This is a genomic window from Protofrankia symbiont of Coriaria ruscifolia (assembly GCF_900634745.1).
Taxonomy (GTDB): domain Bacteria; phylum Actinomycetota; class Actinomycetes; order Frankiales; family Frankiaceae; genus Protofrankia; species Protofrankia californiensis.
The window spans coordinates 104,939-124,281 of sequence record NZ_CAAAFR010000036.1 but is presented as its reverse complement, the minus strand read 5'-3'; the positions used below and the strand labels follow the sequence as shown (position 1 = coordinate 124,281).

The 19,343-nt window shown below is 68.9% G+C and carries 15 protein-coding genes; 9 read left to right on the top strand and 6 right to left on the bottom strand.

The genetic code is table 11. The features are described 5' to 3' along the window. On the top strand, positions 1-128 hold a 128-nt coding region (locus CV1CTNOD_RS05015; RefSeq protein ID WP_165485315.1), incomplete at its 5' end, for a DNA-3-methyladenine glycosylase I. Here the strand turns inward: CV1CTNOD_RS05015 and CV1CTNOD_RS05010 are convergent. From CV1CTNOD_RS05010 to CV1CTNOD_RS04995, 4 genes are all read right to left on the bottom strand, one after another. Then, positions 121-690: a DNA-3-methyladenine glycosylase I gene (locus tag CV1CTNOD_RS05010; protein ID WP_347402893.1), complete on the bottom strand. Its 570-nt coding sequence runs from the start codon at positions 688-690 to the stop codon at positions 121-123. The two genes, CV1CTNOD_RS05015 and CV1CTNOD_RS05010, sit on opposite strands and share 8 nt — an antisense overlap. Beyond that, on the bottom strand, positions 683-1,774 hold the full coding sequence (locus tag CV1CTNOD_RS05005; protein ID WP_131784976.1) for an adenosine deaminase: 1,092 nt from the start codon (positions 1,772-1,774) through the stop codon (positions 683-685). Before CV1CTNOD_RS05005 ends, CV1CTNOD_RS05010 begins: the two co-directional genes overlap by 8 nt. A gap of 102 nt (positions 1,775-1,876) precedes the next feature. Further along, the gene (locus CV1CTNOD_RS05000; protein WP_131784975.1) at positions 1,877-3,160 is read right to left on the bottom strand and encodes a thymidine phosphorylase; all 1,284 of its coding nucleotides are present in this window, start codon (positions 3,158-3,160) and stop codon (positions 1,877-1,879) included. Continuing rightward, positions 3,157-3,600 carry a cytidine deaminase gene (locus CV1CTNOD_RS04995; protein WP_131785030.1) on the bottom strand — a complete coding sequence of 148 codons (444 nt, stop codon included), beginning with the start codon at positions 3,598-3,600 and terminating at the stop codon, positions 3,157-3,159. Before CV1CTNOD_RS04995 ends, CV1CTNOD_RS05000 begins: the two co-directional genes overlap by 4 nt. 295 nt (positions 3,601-3,895) lie before the next feature. On the opposite strand from CV1CTNOD_RS04995, the gene CV1CTNOD_RS04990 reads away from it, so the two are divergent. The 8 genes from CV1CTNOD_RS04990 (at position 3,896) to CV1CTNOD_RS04955 (ending at position 15,049) form a co-directional block, all read left to right on the top strand. Then, positions 3,896-5,731: a hypothetical protein gene (locus CV1CTNOD_RS04990; protein WP_131784974.1), complete on the top strand. Its 1,836-nt coding sequence runs from the start codon at positions 3,896-3,898 to the stop codon at positions 5,729-5,731. 151 nt (positions 5,732-5,882) lie between these two features. Beyond that, positions 5,883-7,970 carry a serine/threonine-protein kinase gene (locus CV1CTNOD_RS04985; RefSeq protein ID WP_131784973.1) on the top strand — a complete coding sequence of 696 codons (2,088 nt, stop codon included), beginning with the start codon at positions 5,883-5,885 and terminating at the stop codon, positions 7,968-7,970. 70 nt (positions 7,971-8,040) lie between these two features. Next, the gene (locus CV1CTNOD_RS26300; protein ID WP_431607070.1) at positions 8,041-10,011 is read left to right on the top strand and encodes a protein kinase domain-containing protein; all 1,971 of its coding nucleotides are present in this window, start codon (positions 8,041-8,043) and stop codon (positions 10,009-10,011) included. Between the two features lie 388 nt (positions 10,012-10,399). Continuing rightward, entirely contained in the window at positions 10,400-10,795 is a 396-nt protein-coding gene (gene sdhC / locus CV1CTNOD_RS04975) for a succinate dehydrogenase, cytochrome b556 subunit (protein WP_131784972.1), read from the top strand. Continuing rightward, the gene (locus CV1CTNOD_RS04970; protein WP_131765560.1) at positions 10,795-11,232 is read left to right on the top strand and encodes a succinate dehydrogenase hydrophobic membrane anchor subunit; all 438 of its coding nucleotides are present in this window, start codon (positions 10,795-10,797) and stop codon (positions 11,230-11,232) included. The genes sdhC and CV1CTNOD_RS04970 overlap by 1 nt, the downstream gene beginning before the upstream one ends. A 29-nt stretch (positions 11,233-11,261) precedes the next feature. Continuing rightward, complete coding sequence (gene sdhA / locus CV1CTNOD_RS04965; protein WP_131784971.1) at positions 11,262-13,016, top strand: succinate dehydrogenase flavoprotein subunit; 1,755 nt, start codon at positions 11,262-11,264, stop codon at positions 13,014-13,016. Positions 13,017-13,329: 313 nt separating this feature from the next. Next, the gene (locus CV1CTNOD_RS04960; RefSeq protein ID WP_131765558.1) at positions 13,330-14,094 is read left to right on the top strand and encodes a succinate dehydrogenase iron-sulfur subunit; all 765 of its coding nucleotides are present in this window, start codon (positions 13,330-13,332) and stop codon (positions 14,092-14,094) included. A gap of 76 nt (positions 14,095-14,170) precedes the next feature. Further along, entirely contained in the window at positions 14,171-15,049 is an 879-nt protein-coding gene (locus tag CV1CTNOD_RS04955; RefSeq protein WP_131784970.1) for an LppX_LprAFG lipoprotein, read from the top strand. 125 nt (positions 15,050-15,174) lie between these two features. Here the strand turns inward: CV1CTNOD_RS04955 and CV1CTNOD_RS04950 are convergent, their stop codons facing one another. Together CV1CTNOD_RS04950 and CV1CTNOD_RS04945 are read right to left on the bottom strand one after the other, a co-directional pair. After that, positions 15,175-16,551, bottom strand: coding sequence for an acetamidase/formamidase family protein (locus CV1CTNOD_RS04950; protein WP_131785029.1), 1,377 nt, complete (start codon positions 16,549-16,551; stop codon positions 15,175-15,177). A 416-nt stretch (positions 16,552-16,967) separates the two neighbouring features. Then, positions 16,968-19,115 carry a hydantoinase/oxoprolinase family protein gene (locus CV1CTNOD_RS04945; protein ID WP_131785028.1) on the bottom strand — a complete coding sequence of 716 codons (2,148 nt, stop codon included), beginning with the start codon at positions 19,113-19,115 and terminating at the stop codon, positions 16,968-16,970. Positions 19,116-19,343 lie beyond the last annotated feature (228 nt).

Genomic DNA, 19,343 nt, shown 5'->3' with positions numbered 1-19,343 from the left:
AGTCGGCGGCGTTGGCAACGGAGCTGAAAACCCGCGGCTTCGTCTTTGTCGGTCCCACGACAGCCTATGCGCTGATGCAGGCATGTGGTCTGGTCAACGACCACCTTGCGGCCTGCGCCGTCAGGTAGTTCGGGGCGGGAGCGCCGCCCGTGTCAATGGTGCCGGCGACGCCGCCGACTCAGCCGTGGATGCGGGCAGGTCCGCCGTGACCACCGGCACTGTCGTGACCACGGGCCGAAACGACCAGACCACCTCCTCGAACGGTACATCCAGGGCCAGGACCGCTTGGGCGTTGGTAATCGTCGCGATAATCTTCCGGCGGTTGCGGATGATTCCCGCATCCGCCACCAGCCGCTCGACGTCGGCCGGGCCGAACGCCGCGACGGCTATCGGGTCGAAATTCGCGAACGCGGCCCGGAAAGCATCCCGTTTACGCAGGACGGTGAGCCAGGAAAGACCGGACTGGAATGCTTCCAGACTGAGACGTTCGAACAGCCCGACGCGGTCGCGGACCGGGCGTCCCCATTCGTCGTCGTGGTAGACAATGTATTCTGGGTATTCCGGCGCGGACAGCGCCCACGGGCAGCGTGAGCGCCCGTCCGGCCCGGTCATGGTGCCGCCCGACGCGACGGCCTGGCCGGAGCCGCCCGGTTCGGCCGGTTCAGCGGTACGGGCCGATGGGTCACTCATCGTGGCACAGCACCTCGAATCCAGGCTTGATCACGTCGTTGATGAGAGCCAGGCGCTGGTCGAACGGGATGAACGCCGACTTCATCGCGTTCACCGTCAACCACCGGATGTCCGACCATCCGTAACCGAAGGCTTCCACCAACGCGGCGAACTCGCTCGACAGCGTCACCCCGCTCATCAGCCGGTTGTCGGTGTTGACCGTCACCCGGAAGTGGAGCCTGCGCAGCAGCCCGATCGGATGCTCGGCGATGCTCGCGCACACGCCCGTGTCCACGTTGGAGGTCGGGCACATCTCCAGCGGCACCCGGACGTCCCGGACATAGTTGGCCAGCTGCCCGAGGGTCACGTTCGCATCGGTGTCGACGGCGATGTCGTCGGTGACCCGGACGCCGTGGCCGAGACGGTCTGCGTTGCACCACTGCAGAGCCTCCCAGATGGACGGCAGCCCGAACGCCTCCCCGGCATGGATCGTGTAGTGGCCGTTGGCCCGCTGCATGAACTGGAAGGCGTCGAGGTGACGGGTCGGCGGGTAGCCTGCCTCGGCCCCGGCGATGTCGAAACCGACGACTCCCCGCTCCCGCCATCGCACGGCGGCCTCGGCGATCTCCAGCGACCGGGCCGCGTGACGCATCGCGGTCAGCAGGGCGCGGATCTTCAGCCCGGTACCGGACGAGCCGGCCCGGAACCCGTCGATGACGGCCTCGATCACCGTGTCGAGCGCCAGCCCCCGCTGAACGTGCAACTCGGGGGCGAAGCGGACCTCGGCGTAGACGATGCCGTCGGCGGCAAGATCCTCGGCGCACTCGCGGGCGACCCGGGCGAGCGCGTCAGCGGTCTGCATCACCCCGACGGTGTGGCTGAAGGTCTCCAGATAACGCACGAGTGACCCGCTGTGAGCACCGCCGCGGAACCAGGTCGCGAGCTTGTCCGCATCGGTGGTGGGCAGGGCGTCGTATCCCACCTCGTCCGCGAGCTCGACGACGGTCGCCGGTCGCAGCCCGCCGTCGAGGTGGTCGTGCAGCAGCACCTTGGGTACCCGCCGGATGGCGTCCACGGCGGGCAGGGGCGTCACGGACGCAGTCATCGTCCGAAGATATATCCGAAAGTAAAGGAACTAGCTTCAGATCCTGCGTTCGATCGGCGAGCCGGGACGAGGATCTACCAATAAGCCCCTGTTCAGCGGGGGCTACAGGTGGACGCGGCCGCGGACGAGCGGCTGGGCGGCCGGCGGCGTGTCCGCGATCTCGACGGCGTCCGTGAGCGCCTCCAGGGCGGAAGCCATCCGGGCCGGATCGTCGGTGTGCAGCTGCAGCAGCGGCGTCCCGGCGACAACCCGCTCGCCGAGGCTTGCGAACCATCGCACGCCCGCGGACGCCGACACCACGTCATCCTTGCGCGAGCGGCCCGCCCCCAGCCGCCAGGCCGCCAGGCCGACAGCGCGCGCGTCCAGAGAGCACAGGAAACCGGTCACGGGCGTGGGCACCGTTTCGACGTGCCCGGCCACCGGCAGGGCCGCGTCCGGATCGCCACCCTGCGCGGTGACCATCCGTCGCCACACGTCGTACGCCTTGCCCGCCGCAAGGACGTCCGCCGGGTCCGGGCCCCCCTCCAGCCCGGCAAGCACGAGCATCCGCCTGGCCAGCGCGACCGTCACCTCGACCAGGTCGGCCGGGCCGCCACCGCGCAGGGTCTCCACCGCCTCGACGACCTCGAGCGCGTTTCCGGCAGTCCGCCCGAGTGGGGCGTCCATGCCCGTCAGCAGCGCCTCCGTGCGTACACCGGCCGCATCACCCAATATGACCATGGTCTCGGCCAGCGCACGGGCCTGCGCCTGGGCCGTCATGAAGGCGCCCGAGCCGACCTTGACGTCCAGTACCAGGGCGGACGTCCCCTCGGCAATCTTCTTACTCATGATCGACGACGCGATCAACGGGATCGATTCCACCGTGCCGGTCACATCCCGCAACGCATACAGCTTCCGGTCCGCCGGCGCCAGACCAGCGCCCGCAGCGGCGATGACCCCGCCGACGTCGGTGAGCACCGACCGCATCCGCTCGGAGGACAACGACGCCTGCCAGCCGGGGATGGCCTCCATCTTGTCCAAGGTCCCGCCGGTGTGACCGAGCCCGCGCCCGGCAAGCTGTGGCACCGCCGCACCACAGGCCGCCACCAGCGGCACCAGGACCAGCGAGACCTTGTCGCCGACACCGCCGGTGGAGTGTTTGTCCACGGTCGGGCGGCCGAGCCCGGACAGGTCGAGCCGCTCGCCGCTCGCGACCATCGCCGCGGTCCAGCGGGACAGCTCCGCAGGCTGCATGCCACGCCACAGCACGGCCATCAGATAGGACGCCATCTGCTCGTCGGCGACGGCTCCCGCCGTGTAAGAGTTGATCAGCCAGTCCACGGCCTCATCGGGCAGCCGGCCGCCGTCCCGTTTCGTCCGGATAAGGTCGATGATGTGAAAAGTCACGGACTGTCACCCTCATCCTGGGCCGTATCAGCATCGCGGGTACCCGGCGGCGGCAGATCGGCGGGGCCGAAGGCGTCCGGGAGAAGATCCCCCAGCCGACACGGGCCACCGGCCACCGCCACCGGGAGATCCGGGCCGCCGTGCTCGTACAGAAGCTGCCGGCACCGGCCGCAGGGCACGAGCGGCGCGCCGGCACCGTCCACGCAGGTGAACGCGACCAGCCGACCGCCCCCGGAGGCGTGTAAGGCCCCTACCAGCACACACTCGGCGCACAGCGTGAGGCCATAGGACGCGTTCTCGACGTTGCATCCCACGACCAGCCGGCCGTCGTCGACCACCGCGGCGGCGCCGACGCGCAGCCGCGAGTACGGGGCGTACGCGCGGGCCGCCACTCGGGTCGCCTCGACCCGTAGCCGCTCCCAGTCGACGGCACTCGCCATGGGCACGCCCGCAGTGCCGGTCGCGGTACCACCCGCAGTGCCGGTCGCCCCGACCATGCGACACCTCCTCCGCCCGGACTCGTCAGAGGTCAGCATGCCTCCCTCAGCCAGGTCACGGTGTCGGAATGACGACCGTCCGGGAGCCAACTGTTGAGACGGCGCCGGCAGCGGCAGATGTAATGATGCTGATTCACAGGGTAAGACGACCGAGGGCAGGGCGTTCGATCAGCGAGCGGCGTCCCGGTGGACGGATGGCACCGCCGCGCTCTCATGCTGTCGGTCACAGGAGGATGCGTTGGACCCCGTCGGCACGAACACTCCTGCGACCGGGGATACCGCCACGCCGGCGACCGTCCACCGGGCGACGCCGGTCACAGCACTCACCGCACCCGCCGGCACGGCGAGCCGGGCGGGTGCACGGCAGCGCACGAGCTTCAGGTCATATCTGCTGGTCGGGTCGAGTTACCTCCTGCTGGCCCTGCTGCTGACCGTCCGGGTGTGGTCCGATCCGACCCGGAACATCATCGCCGGTAATCCGAACGACACCGGTCTGTACTGCTGGTGGCTGGCGCATACCGCGCATGCCGTTACAAGCCCGGCGAATCCCTTCGTCACGCACCTGGCAAACGCACCGGAGGGAATAAATGCGCTGTGGAACACATCCGTTCTGTTTCCCGGCCTGTTACTGACACCGTTGACCCGGGCCGCCGGGCCGGTGGCCTCCTACAACCTGCTTGCCGTACTGGCGTTCTCGTTTTCCGCGTTCGGCGCCTACCTGTTCGCACGGAAACTGCGGGTACGGGCCACGGCAGCCTACGTCGCCGGGCTCGTGTACGGTTTCTCACCGACACTCGTCGCCGCCGGGACAGGGCATCTGAGCATAGCTCTGGCGCCGGCCGTGCCGTTGTTGCTCTGCCTTGTCGTGGACACCGTCCGGGGGACACACCGGCCGCTGCGAACCGGCGTGCTGCTGGGCGTCGGAGCCGGTCTGCAGCTGCTGACCGGCGAAGAGGTGCTGTTCATCACCGCGGTGACAGCCGTTGTCGCGATCGCCTTGCTGCTGCTGAGCCGACCTGGGTATCTCCGCCGGGCCGGCGGCCCGCTGCGGACGTTGGCAGTGGCCTTCCCGTCCTGCCTGGCGCTGACCGGGCTGCCGCTAGGAGTTCAGTTCCTCGGATCGTTGCGGGCCCACGGCAGCCCGTTCCTGGCAAATTTCTTCAAGAGCGACCTGACCGGCCTGTACGTCCCCTCCGGGCGCCAGTTGCTCGCGACACCCCCGCAGACCGCGCGAGCGGCCGCGTTCCCGGGCGGTCCACCGGAGTACATGAACTTCCTCGGCTGGCCCCTACTGATCGTGTGCGTGTCCGCCACCGTCCTGGGCTTTCGTGATCTGCGGTTGCGGATAGCCGGGCTCACCGGCGCGGTCCTGGCCGTCCTGTCGCTGGGCGGCACGCTGCTGGTCAACAATGTGGAAACAGGCCTGCGGCTGCCCTGGAATCTGGTTTCCGGTCTTCCGGTCTTCGACTCCGCCCTGCCGAACAGATTCTCCCTCGGCACGGCCCTGATGGCCGGGCTCATGCTCGCCCTCGTCCTGGACCGCCTGCCTGCCCAGCTCGGCACCGCCGGGCCGCTGACAGCGGTGGCCCTCACCGCGGCCTGTATTCTCCCGCTGATTCCTCGACCGTACGCCGTCGAACGGTCGCCCGACGTCCCCGCATTCTTCACCACCGATGCCGTGAAAACTCTTCCGGCAGGCTCCAACGTGCTGGTCCTGCCGTATCCGACCGGAGTGCAGACCGCTGCGCTGGCCTGGCAGACGGCGGCGGACTTCCATTTCTCGATGCCGGGTGGCTACTTCATCGGCCCGGGAAGCGACGGGAAAGCATACATGGGCGGAAAAAAGCCGACGGTGACAGCGCAGCTGCTGAACGACGTCGAGAACGGCAGGTTCTCCGGCCCGGTGACCCCGGCGCAGATCACCCAGGGTCGCGACGACTTCGCCAGACTTGGCGTGCGTGCGGTCGTACTCGGCCCGGCGAAGCACACGGACGCACTCCTCAACACGGTGACGTTGCTGGCCGGGCGGCCGCCGGAGTTCTCCGCCGGCGTGTACGTCTGGCACCTGTCGTGACACTGACTGCGCCTGTCGTGACACCGGCGGGCCCCGCTCGCAGCGACACCGGCGGGCCCCGCTCGCAGCATGCCGGTGCGCGATGAAGCCGACGAAGCCGACGTGTGATGAAGTAGGCCGAGCGATGTTCATGGGGAGGTGAGATGGCCGGATGCCGCTGGAACGCCACGTGACGTCGAAAGCCGGGCAGGACGCACGCTCCGGCCGGATTGTTGGAGGTCGTTACCGGCTCGGCGCCGAACTCGGCCACGGCGGTTTCGGTGTGGTGTACGCGGCAACCGACGAACTGCTACGGCGGGATGTCGCCGTCAAGGAGATCCGCCTCCCGCGGTCGATCTCTGCCGACGAGCGGGCGGTCCTGCGCCAGCGGGTGCTGCGCGAGGCACGCTCGGCAGGCCGGCTCCAGCATCCCGGGCTCGTCCCGGTCTTCGACGTGCTCGACGCCGACGGCCGTCCGTGGATCGTCATGGAGCTCGTGGACGGCCGCTCCCTGGCGGAGATCATCCGCGACGAGGGACCGTTGCCGCGTGAGCGGGTAGCCCGGATCGGCATCAGCCTCGCCTACGCCCTGGAGGCCGCACACCGGACGGGGATCGTCCACCGGGACGTGAAACCGGCAAACGTCCTGATCAGCGCGGACAGGCGCGCCCGACTGACGGACTTCGGCATCGCCCTGTCCGCCGGGGATCCGACCCTGACCCGTACCGGTGTCCTGCTGGGTTCACCTTCCTACATCGCCCCGGAAAGGGCTCGCGGGGAAGCCGGCGGTCCGGGCAGTGACGTCTGGGCACTGGGCGCAACCCTGTTCACCGCCGTTGAGGGTGGTACGCCGTACGAGCGCGACAGCGCCATCGCGACGCTGACAGCGATTGTCGACGGCAGGCGTCATCCCTTCCGGCTGGCAGGGGCCCTCGCGCCGATTCTTGATGATCTTATGGCGGTGAATCCGTCCGAGCGCCCGTCGCTGTCCCTGACAAGGCGGCGGCTGCGGAAGGTCAGCGAGCGGGAGACCTCCCGCCGGCTGTCCGGCCCGCGCGTGAACCACTCCGACCGGGAGCGTTCCCCCCGTGCGCCGGCGGGTCGTGCCGGTACGGCACCGAGCGTGACCCCGGTCGGGTTCGTCCCCGCCGGGACAAGCCCCGGGCAGACGACCGGGACGAACCCGACAGCGGGAAAAGCACTGGCTGCCACCGGCACCGGCGACAGTCCCGAAGCCGGCCACCCACGAACCGGACGCCCCGCCGACGCCCCGGCGGCCGACACCACGGCAACGGTGAGCGCCGTGGCCACGGACCGGCAGCCGGCCGCGCTCCCCGCTGAGGAAGCCGGGGCAACGGTCACGGCGTCGTCACGCGTTCGCGATCAGGCTCCTCCCGCGCACACCGGAGCGGCAAGGACGGCCGAAGCGGCAAAGGCAGCCGAAGCGGCAGAGACAGCCAAAGCGGCAGAGACAGCCGAGACGGCCGAGGCAGCCGCCGCACCACCGCCGGCTCGACCGGCAGGTCCCCACGCCACCCGCCGGCGCCGGACCACGGTCGCCGCGATCCTCGCGGCGATGCTGGCGGGTACCGCCATCGTCCTCGGGGCAGTACTGGCGTCGGGTTCGGACGGGCCGAAAGTGGACGGAGCGGCATCAGACGGGGTTGCCGCGAACCAGGCCGGCCCGCAGCCGGCGTCCACGGGCACGGTTGCCGGCCCGTCGGCTCCCACCGGGGCGTCATCCACCGCGAGCACGCCGGGCGCACCGATCACGGCAGATCCGGGTCTGGCACCACCGGACACCACACCGGTGACCCCGCCACTGGGCTGGCATACCTACTCCGCCCCGTCGGGCTGGTCGATCGCCTATCCGGACGGTTGGGAGGAACGGCCCGCCCCCGGAAACGAAGGAAGGAACTTCAGCAATCCGCAAACCGGCGCCTACCTTCACATCGACATCACCATGCAGGCGAATCCGTCCGCGCTGGCGGACTGGATGACGCACGAGGACGACGTCCGCACCCGGGTGCCGGACTACCGGCGGGTGAAGATCGCGGCAAGTGACGGCGGCAACGGCGCGATCCAGGCGGACTGGGAGTTTACTCACACATCCGGAGGGAAGACGGTGCACGTTCTCAACCGCGGATTTGTGCGTAATGGCCATGGCTACGCGTTGTACTGGCGTACTGCGGACTCCCGCTGGGAAACCGACCTTCCGTTGATGTGGCAACTTTTCTCGACGTTCCGGCCCGGTCCCTGACCGCGCAACAAGCCGGACCGGATGAGGGCTGTCTGCACGCCCGGTCACACATCTGCAAGACTTGACGGTGATGGCCAGATCGGCGCGCCCGCCCGGAGACTCCTCGCGTCACAACACACCCCGATATGTATCTCAGCGTTATCGCTTGGATACTCCTATCGGTCGAGGTGGCGCCGGTGTCGTCTGGTGTGGTGAGGACGAACTTCTCCAACGCCCTGTCGCGGTCAAGGAAATTCTCATTCCGCATGCCGGCTCGCAGGTTGAACGTGACGGGCTGCGAGCACGGGTGCTGCGTGAGGCCCGCGCCCTTGCCCGTCTCAACAGTCCGGCGATCGTCTCCGTCTACGACGTGGTCGAAGAGGCCGAGCGCCACTGGATCGTCATGGAACTGGTGGACGCCGACAGCCTCGGCGAGGTCATCCGCGCCGAGGGGCCGCTGCCACCGGAGCAGGTGGCGGCCATCGGGCTGACGCTCACCGAGGCGCTCGCCGCCGCCCACTCCGCGGGTGTGCTGCACCGCGACGTCAAGCCCGGGAACGTGCTGCTCGGCCGGGACGGCCACGTCCGGCTGACCGACTTCGGCATTGCGGCCACGGACGGCGACTCGACCCTCACCGGAACGGGCGCACTTGTCGGTTCCCCCGCCTACATCGCCCCGGAACGGGTTCGCGGCTCCTCCGGCAGCCCCGCGAGCGACCTGTGGGGGCTGGGTGCCACGTTGTATGCGGCGGTGGAGGGGCAGCCACCGTTCGAAGGGCCGGAGACCTACGCCGTCCTCACCGCGGTGGTGGAGGGACGCAGGCGTCCGTTCCGGCTCGCCGGCCCCCTGCGCGGCCTGCTCACCGACCTGCTCGACCGTCCGGCTGAGGCCAGGCCGGACGTGGTCGAGGTACGCCGGCGCCTGCTCCCTATCGCGCACGGGGTGGCGCCGGTACCGACGTCGGTCACCGGCTCCCAACCGAAACCGGGCGTGGACGCGAGCGAGAACCCCAACCCCAAGCCTGGTGCGGGCGTCCTGGAGTACGTCGGCAACGATCCGGCATCCGGCGGGGACCCGGACACCCACGGGTCCCCGATCAGCCCCACTGCCACCGGCGTAACCACGGCGGACCCGGCAACTGTGGACCCGTCGGCGGACGGTGCGACCACGGGTGGCGGATCGGTGGGCAGCAGATCGGCAGGTGGCGCGTCCAGGGGTGTGGGTGTGGCCGACGAGCCGACCGAAACCGGAACGATGATTGCCAACAGGGTGGCCGCCGCCGCGACGGGCGCAGGTGAGCTGGGCACCGAGCGGATGGCTCCCGGCCCGGGGCAGTCTGCATACCGAGAGGGTTCCGGCCACCTCGAGGAGCCGGTGACCGCTGTAGCAGTCGGGACGCGGTCCGAGCGCACCCCGCTCCCGGGTGCCTCGGGAGCGACCACCCTGGCAGGCGGCCGGCTCGCCCCGCCCCCGTTCGACTTCGGTGGATACGGCACCGACGGCCAGGCTGATCCCGATGACGGTCTGCTACCGGTCGCCGGCGGTGTCGTGGGTGGTCCGCCCGGCAACAGCACAACTCATGATCGCCTGGAGAGCAGGCGACCGTCAACCACCCGGCAGGGTGACGGACCTCCCCTGCGACACGGTGTGATCATAGCTGTGGCCGCGGCCGTGATCGTAGGCGTGGCGATCATGCTGAGCGTGCTGCTCGGCTCGGGGCCCAACAGTGATTCACAGTTACAACCCAGCGGGGACGGCAGCCCGCCGGCAAGCACGATCGCCGGGCGGAGCAGCATCAACTCCTCCGCACTCGCTTCTGGCCTGAAGGTTCCTCCCAGCGTGGACAAGTTCCCCGCCGCGCGCTCACCATCACCTTCCATAGTGAGCACACCTGCCGCGCCGATACCGACCGCGACCAAGGCGGTAACCATGAGCCCCTCACCGACACAGGTGGGCGCGAGCCCGACCACCCCGGCTCCGACGATCTCGCCGACACCGGTCGAGCCGACGACCGCGGCTCCGACGACATCGGTTACTCCCGCGCCACCCGCGGGACCCTGATGCCGCGGGCGCCGTGTCCCTGGTACCGGGCGCTCCTGCCCTTCGGAGCGCTTCGTCACACAATGAAGACGATCACTATCTGTGACATACCTCACCTAAGTGTCACGGAAGCTGGCATGCCCCGCCAGGAGGCCAGCACTAGCATCGGGTGCACACAAACCGTCGTCCACATGATGTCTCCGGGTGCCTTGGTTCCTCGGTGACGCGAGCTGCCTGCCCGTCAGATCATTGCCCGGACCATCGGTTCGAGCGTGACCTTCCAGACCTCGGTCGTGAACTGGCGGATTCCATGACAGCCGCATCACCTTGATGCCAAACAGGTCACTGTGAGTCATCGGACGGATCATCAGGACCAGCCTGTCGGAAGGCCGGTCCGGAGGAGCTTTCAGTGCCGAAGGCACCAGCGGGCACGCTCTACCGCGGCCGCGAGGGTATGTGGTCCTGGGTTGCCCACAGGATCACAGGCGTACTGATCTTTTTCTTCCTGTTCGCCCACGTCTTGGACACCGCGCTTGTACGGGTGTCCCCGTCGTCCTATGACACCGTGATCGCGACATACAAGAACCCGATCGTGAACCTGATGGAGGTGGGACTTGTAGCGGCGGTCCTCTTCCACGCGCTCAACGGGATCCGGATCATACTGATCGACTTCTGGGGATCCGGTCCTCGCTTCCAGCGCCAGATGCTGTACACCGAGATCGTGATGTGGGTCATCCTGGTCGTCCCCGGCACCTACTACATGATCAAACATACGATCGAGACCCTGTTCGGGAGCGCGTCCTGATGGCGACAACGATCGACGGCGCGCCCGCCCCGGTCATCGAGGCTCCGCGCAGCCCACGACGCCGGCCCACAAGCTCGAAGGCGCGAACGAACTTCGAGCTCTACGCCTGGCTGTTCATGCGCGTCTCCGGGATCCTGCTGGTCTTCCTGGTACTCGGCCATCTGTTCATCATGAACATTCTTGATGGCGGTGTGCAGCGGATCGGCTTCGGCTTCGTCGCTGGCCGCTGGGCCTCGCCGTTCTGGCGAACCTGGGACCTGCTCATGCTCGTTCTCGCCGAACTGCATGGGACTAACGGCCTGCGAACCGTCATCAACGACTACGCTGAGCGGCCACAGACCCGGTTCTACCTGAAGATGTTGCTGTACGTGTCGACGTCCCTGGTGGTCACTCTGGGAGCACTGGTCATCTTCACCTTCGACCCGAACATCTCCTGATAGCGCCTGGGAAGGCGGAGGTCCAAGCGGTGCAGATTCACAAGTACGACACGGTCATCGTGGGTGCCGGCGGCGCGGGTATGCGCGCGGCACTCGAATCCGGCAAGCGGTGTCGCACCGCCGTGCTGACCAAGCTGTATCCCACCCGCTCCCACACCGGCGCGGCCCAGGGCGGTATGTGCGCGGCCCTGGCCAACGTCGAGGAGGACAACTGGGAATGGCACACCTTTGACACGATCAAGGGCGGTGACTATCTCGTAGATCAGGATGCCGCCGAGGTCATGTGCAAGGAGGCCATCGACGCGGTCCTCGACCTGGAGAAGATGGGCCTGCCGTTCAACCGGACCCCCGAAGGCCGCATCGACCAGCGGCGGTTCGGCGGCCACACCCGTGACCACGGCAAGGCACCCGTCCGCCGCTCGTGCTATGCCGCCGACCGCACCGGCCACATGATCCTGCAGACTCTCTACCAGCAGTGCGTCAAGCACGAAATCGAGTTCTACAACGAGTTCTACGTGCTGGACCTGCTGATCAGCGAGGGTATCGCCGCCGGCGTGGTCGCCTACGAACTGGCCACCGGCGAAGTACACGTCTTCCGAGCCAAGTCGGTGGTATTCGCCACCGGTGGTTTCGGCAAGGTCTTCAAGGTCACCTCGAACGCGCACACGCTGACCGGTGACGGCATGGGCATCATCTTCCGGCGGGGACTGCCCCTGGAGGACATGGAATTCTACCAGTTCCACCCGACCGGTATCTGGAAAATGGGCATCCTGCTCACCGAGGGCGCCCGCGGTGAAGGCGGAATCCTGCGTAACCGGGACGGCGAGCGCTTCATGGAGCGCTATGCGCCGACCATCAAGGACCTCGCCCCCCGAGACATGGTGGCCCGGGCCATCTACACCGAAATCCGCGCCGGCCGCGGCTGTGGCACCGACGGCGACCACGTCTACCTCGACCTGACGCACCTGCCCCCGGAACAACTCGATGCAAAACTCCCGGACATCACCGAGTTCGCCCGTACCTACCTGGGCATCGAGCCCTACACGGACCCGATCCCGATCCAGCCGACCGCCCACTACGCCATGGGCGGCGTCCCGACGAACATCAACGCCGAGGTCCTGCGAAACAACACCGACATCGTCCCGGGCCTTTACGCCGCGGGCGAGGTGGCATGCGTCTCCGTGCACGGCGCGAACCGGCTCGGCACCAACTCGCTGCTGGACATCAACGTCTTCGGCCGCCGGGCCGGAATCGCCGCGGCGCAGCACGCGGTGGAGGTTCCCGCCCATGCCGAACTCCCGGACAACCCGGCCGATTTCGTCGAGGGACTGCTCACCCGCCTTCGCGACGGCGCCGGATCCCAGAACGTGGCGGCGATCCGCCGCGAGCTTCAGGAAACAATGGACGTCAACGCGTCGGTGTACCGCACCGAGGCGACGCTGAAGCAGGCGGTCGGCGACATCGCCGGGTTGAAAGCCCGATACCAGCATGTCGGCGTCATCGACCGGGGCCGCCGTTACAACACCGAACTCCTGGAAGCGGTCGAGCTGGGCTTCCTGCTCGACCTCGCCGAATGCCTGGTCACCAGCGCGCTGGCCCGCAACGAGTCCCGCGGGGGGCACTCCCGCGAGGACTATCCCAACCGTGACGACGTGAACTTCCTGCGTCATACCATGGCCTACCGCTCCGGGCCGCTGGCCGCCGCCGCACCCGACGCGGAGATCCGGCTGGACTACAAGCCCGTGGCCATGACCCGTTACCAGCCCATGGAGCGCAAGTACTGACCGCGTGGCCCGGGTGGCCGGCGGACCCGCGGGGACCCTGCCCGGTATCGAGGATCCCCGCCCATAGCGGCCACCCGGTTTCGCGCCGCTCCACGACGCCGTGAGAAAACGTAAGAAGACGTCGTAAGAGCCGTGACCGATGAGATCACCCATACCTGCACCAGCGCGCTCCGGCTCCCTCGGACCGCGGCCACGATCCCTGACACAAATCCTTTTCGGGTCCGGGGTGCGAGGCTTCGACGTTCGGGGCACTCGCGGCGCGGTCTATGATTTGCTGACCCGCGTTGCGGGTCCGATGTGAGAAAGGTCCGGCGTGACTGTCACCGACGATCTATCAACCACCGTACCGGCCGACGCCAGCTCCAACACCTCGGGTGGACGGACCGTCACGCTGAAGATCAGGCGCTTCAACCCCGAGGTGAGCAACGAAGCGCACTGGGAGAGCTACTCGGTCCCGTTCGACCCCAGTGACCGGCTGCTGGACGCCCTGCACTACGTGAAATGGAATCTCGACGGGTCGCTGTCCTTCCGGCGGTCATGCGCGCACGGCGTGTGCGGCTCGGACGCCATGCGGATCAACGGCGCGAACCGGCTCGCCTGCAAGGTGCTGGTCAAGGACCTCGGCTCGGAAATCTCGATCGAACCCATCAAGGGACTTCCGGTCGAGAAGGATCTCATCGTCGACATGGAGCCGTTCTTCGACGCCTTCCGGGCGGTCAAGCCCTATCTCATTCCCGAGGGACACGAACCGACCCGGGAGCGGCTGCAGTCCGCCGCCGACCGGGAACGCTTCGACGACACCACCAAGTGCATCATGTGCGCGGCCTGCACCACGTCGTGCCCGGTCTTCTGGAATGACGGCGACTACTTCGGACCGGCCGCGATCGTGGCCGCGCACCGCTTCATCTTCGACAGCCGGGACGCCGCCAGCGACGAACGCCTGGAAATTCTCAACGAGCGCGAAGGCGTCTGGCGCTGCCGGACGACGTTCAACTGCTCGAACGCGTGCCCGCGTGGGATCCAGGTCACCAAGGCCATTGCGGAGGTCAAGCGCGCGCTCATCTTCCGGCGCTTCTAGCGGCCCGGCTCGCGTCGGCCGGTACGCGACGCAAGCCGGGCCGGCCGGTACAGGCAGTCGGGAAGGACGGACGGCGATGACCCTCAAGACCGTTGCGCGGGTCACGGTATCCGCTGTCGTGCTACTTGTGCCAGGCCTGGTGCTGGCCGGCGCAGCCGGCTGTTCGTCCGACTCCCCCACGCCCCCACCGGCCGCGATCCCCACCGGCATCGCACCCACCGAGGCCAGTGGGGTGCCCGCGCCCCTTGCCGACGCCTACCACGCGACCATCACGCGGGGGACGGCACGAATCCGCTTCAACGATCAGGCGAGCTTCGCGTCCGCGTCCGGACGTAAACAGATCGTCTCCATCAGCGGTACCGGCACGGTCGACTTCGCCAACAGCACCAGCCAGACCGTGCGTGACGTGGCCGGCGGGGGCAGGAGCGAGATCCTGCTCATCGGCCCCGACCTCTACCAGCGCAGGGTCCCGCCCGCCGATGCGCCGAACTCCACCCGCTGGACCCGTGTCGTCCCAGGCGCCGGTGGCAACAACTCGGTGACACCCGGCCCGGGAACAACCACCCAGCCCGGGGCCGGCGACGCCGTCGCACTGCGGGTCGGATTCCTCAGCGGGGCCTCGACCCCGGTGACCACCGTCGGCCAGGAAGCGATCGACGGCGTCACGACCACCCATTACACGTTGTCCGTGAACCTGGACGCAGCCGCTGCCCAGGGAAACATCAGCGCCACGACGGTCGAGTACTACAAGGGCACCCTGGGGACGGCGATCCAACCGACCGAGGCATGGATCGACGCCGAGGGTCTCGTCCGCCAGCTCCGCGTCACCGTCGCCAGCGCCGGCTCCGACAACGGCGCGGGACGCAGTGAGATCGTCCGGACGGTGACCTACTCGGACTTCGGCGTACCCGCGCGCATCACCGCACCGCCGGCCGACCAGATCGCACCCGGCTGACCGGCTTTCCCCGTGTAACGCCTCCCCGGCGTGGCACGGGGCCCGAGCTCTGTGGCGGGCCGCCGTCCGGGAGCCCGCGCAATCGTCTTCGACGATCGCACGCCACCAACAGACAACCGCCGCGGCTACTCCGGCGGGCTCTTCTCCCCGCGGCTGCCCACGTCCATCACGACCTCGCCAGGCGTATCGACGGCACGTGCATCCGGCGCCGGCTCCGGTACGTCCGATACACCTTCCAGCGCTGGGTCCGGTGCGTCCGGACGCTCGTGTGCCTCATCTGCGCTCACCGGCTCCTCGCGGCGATCGGCCGCGGGAGTGAGATCGGTCGCCGGGGTGGACGTGGGGGCGACCCGCCCGAATCCGGGGCGTACCAGCCGGGGTTTGGCAGCGGCCGGCTCCCCGAAGTCCGCCCGGCGGATCCGGCAGTACACGGTCTGCAGGTCGCCGGCCGACCGGCCGATACCGAAGGCAGCCGCCGCGGACAGGTAGGCGAGAGCGTCCGCCCGGTCCATCCCCAACCGGGTGGACAGGAAGACCACCGCCGACCGCGTGGTATGGCGGACGGCATCGGCGAGATCGGCATGTGCCCCCAGCGGAACCCAGTGGGTGTCGGTTTCGACAAAGGGTTCGCGTAGCGTCCCGAGAGCGGCCCGGGCGGCGGGTTCCTTCAGGACGGTCAGGCGGAACGTCGCCCGCAGGGGCCCTTCCAGGGCGACCATCGCGACCTTTCCGTCACCCAGGGAATAATGTGGGTCACCAACAGCAAACAGTGCGCCGGGGACCCGTACCGGGAGAAACAGCCGGGCACCGACACCCAGTTCCCCGCAGTCGAGGGCTCCGCCATGCGTCCCGACCGAGGTCGAACGGAGCGGGCCGGGGCCGTCGAGGGCAACCGACATGATCCCCATGAACGGCGACAGCGGAAAACGCACCTTCCGCCTCCCGGTTCCCCCCAGTGTGCCGAAGAGCCTGCCCCGACGCCGTTCGACGGCGCAGAAGCTGCTCGTCGTCCGGAAGGACGTCCAGTTGCGGGCGTTCGCATCCGGGCCGGGAGGGTCGTTTTCGGGAAACTCTCCGGCAAGCAGCCCCGCACCGTGACGGGTCGACACCACCCCGTACCTGGCCCGCGGATGCAGCGAAACGACGTCCACCCGCAGCACATCGCCGGGCTCGGCACCGCGAACGAACACCGGTCCGGTCACCATGTGCGGGCTGTCCGCCCCGAACCGGTGCGGGATCCCGGAGGACGCGATCATCCGGGCGTCCTCAAGCACCTCGGGAGCCGGGACACCGAACCCGCCGAAGAAGGCGTCCGGGTCACGCCCCTGATCGTCGAGGATTCCCTCCTGACTGACCGTGTCGACCGTCACCGTGGCCCCCGACTCCACGCTCAGCACGGGCCGGGTGTCGGCGGTTGGCAGCCGCCCCCACATGACCGTCTCGGGGGTGGACGGCAGGTAGTGCTTTCCGTCCACCTTTCCCCTGCCGGGCTGCAGTGCCACGACAGCGCCGCTACCGCGACGTCCGGGGCCACCCGCGGCACCCGGCATCGGAAAGCCCTGGAGGGCCGAAGGCAGAGCGATCATGTTTTTCTCGCGCTGCCGGCGGCCCAAGTCCCCAGAAGGCTCCGAGGGGCGCGGCCATCCCGGACATCGAACAGGGGTAGCTTTCCCTGGCAGATCGTCGCCCGACGGGCTGGTGATGACACGACACGGGCGTCAGAGTCGCAGTGAAATATGACACATATGTTTCTGATGCGTTGCAGTCGTCCTCATTCACCAGCGTGAAGCCCGTATGGCAGTGATCCGCCAGGTAAGACAGTTTCTCGACCGGGCGGCCCGGGTGGTCGTCCGGCGGATGAGGGGGCCGAGCCGCCCGGAACGCGCCAGGCGCGCCCGACCGTTAGCCGAGCCACCCGTCAGGCTCGCATGAGCAGCAGGGAGCCGACCGCGTCCACCTCGGCGCGCCAGCCGGGGCGTATCAGGCAGGTCGCCTCGGCGAACTCGACGACGGCCGGCCCCGCCACGCCGCTGCCTGCTCCCAGCGCGGCGCGGGGCACAACGTCCACGTCCTGCCAGGAACCGTCCAGGTAGACCGACCGGCGGCTGCGGACCGCGGCGGGATCGGCGGCCGGCGCCCGCAACTCGGGTCGCCGGCCCGGCACCGTGGCCACCAGCCGTACGGCCACCACCTCGACCTCCCGGTCGTGCGCGGTGTGCCCGTAGCGGCGTAGGTGCTCGGCCTCGAAGGCCGTCCGTATCCGCGCGGCGGAAAAGTCACCGTCCGCGACGCCGCTACCAGCCCCGTCGCCGGGCTGCTCAGCAGCCGGCAACCCGCCACCGGAGGAAGCCACAACCGTCAGCTCATGTGCCTGGCCCACATATCGGCAGTCCGCCTGGAGTTCGGTCGCAAGTGCGGGAATGTCCGCAGTGGGGGTGTTTGCGCGGGCGGTCCGGGCCAGCTCGGCGAAGGCGGCGCCCAGATCGACCTCTGCCAGCAGACCGTGCAGCGGATAGAGGTAGTCCCGACGGACGTCGCCGATGGCCAGCCCCAACGCAGAGAGCACCCCGCAGGCCAACGGCACCAGCACCCGGCGCATCCCGAGCTCCTCGGCCAACGCGCAGGCGTGCGTTCCGCCGGCGCCGCCGAAGGCAACCAGGGTCAGCTCCCGCGGGTCAAGGCCGCGTTCCACCGAGACCACCCGCAATGCCCGGATCATCTCCGCGTCGGCGACCGCCACCACCCCGGCCGCCGTTTCCTCCGCCGACAGGCCGTCCGGCCCGGACCCGAGCATCGCGCCCAGGGTGGCCAGCGCCTTGTGCGCGGACGCCCTGGACAGGGTGACCTCGCCGCCGAGGTTCGCCCCATCGGCCAGATAGCCGAGAACCAGGTCCGCGTCGGTCACCGTCGGCTCGACGCCTCCACGGCCGTAACAGGCCGGTCCCGGATCGGCTCCGGCCGAACGGGGCCCGGCACGCAGCGCTCCACCGGAGTCGACCCACGCCACCGATCCACCGCCGGCGCTCACCGAGTGGACGTCCACCGTCGGCAACGTGATCGGTATGCCGGCGAGCACCGACTCGGCCGTGGTCTGCACCCGGCCGCCGAGCACCGGGGCGACATCCGTCGACGTCCCGCCCATGTCGAAGGTCAGCAGATCGGCCAGGCCCGAGCGGGCCGCGACATAGGCGGCGCCGACCACTCCCGCGGCCGGCCCCGACAGCACACATGCCGCGGCGTGGCCGGCTGCGGCCTCGAGCTCCACCACTCCCCCGGAGGAGCGCATGACCAGCGGTGACGGCAGACCCGCCGCGACGCACCGGCGAGCGAGCGCTCTGAGATAGGCCGACAGCGTCGGCGTCAGGTAGGCGTCGGCGACGGTGGTGGCGAACCGCTCGTACTCCCGGAACTGCGGGAGCACCTCGTGCGAGGCCACCACGGTCACGCCTGGTAATGCGGCACGCAGCGCGTCGGCGACCTGACGTTCGTGTTCGGGATGCGCGAAGGAGAACAGCAGGCACACGGCAACAGCCGCCAGACGCTCAGGTGCCCCGGAAACCTGGGCCGCCGTCAGCGCGCCGGAAACATGGTCACGCTGCCTCTGGCCCTCGTGCGCGGTGAGGGCTGCGATGACGTCACGCAGGCTGCGGACGTCCAACGGGACGACCACCCCGCCCGGTCCGGTACGTTCGATCACGGTGTACCGCAGCTCACGGGGCACCAGCGGCGACGGGCGGTCCCGGGTGAGGTCGTAGAGCGCCGGCCGGTTCTGGCGGCCGATCTCGATGACGTCGGCGAATCCGTGGGTGGTCACCAGGGCTGTCCGCGCCCCACGCCGCTCAAGCAGGGCGTTCGTCGCTACGGTGGTGCCGTGGGCGAACCGCTCGACGACATCGTGTCCCTCACCGGAGCCGGCAGGACCAACCCTGTGGACGGCGTCGAGCACCGCCTCGGACGGGTCGGCGGGCACCGACGGCACCTTCTCGAAGATCATACGGCCGTCGCCGCCGACCGCGACGAGATCGGTGAAGGTCCCACCCACGTCAACGCCGAGCCACACCGCCACGTGATGATCCTGGCACGTCGAGGCAGCCTGCTCACAGCCATCCGGGACACAGGTCCGCACTGTCGTCCAGGACGGACCCTGGGAGTAGCACGGCCCCTCACCGCCCGTGGCCCGGCTCACGGGCTACGACCTTCGGCCGCATTCAGGTGAAGGTGACGAGTAGCCTGATTACACGGCAGTGAAAGGGCCCGCACCCTGGGCCATAACAGAAGGTGGATAGAGGGGAAC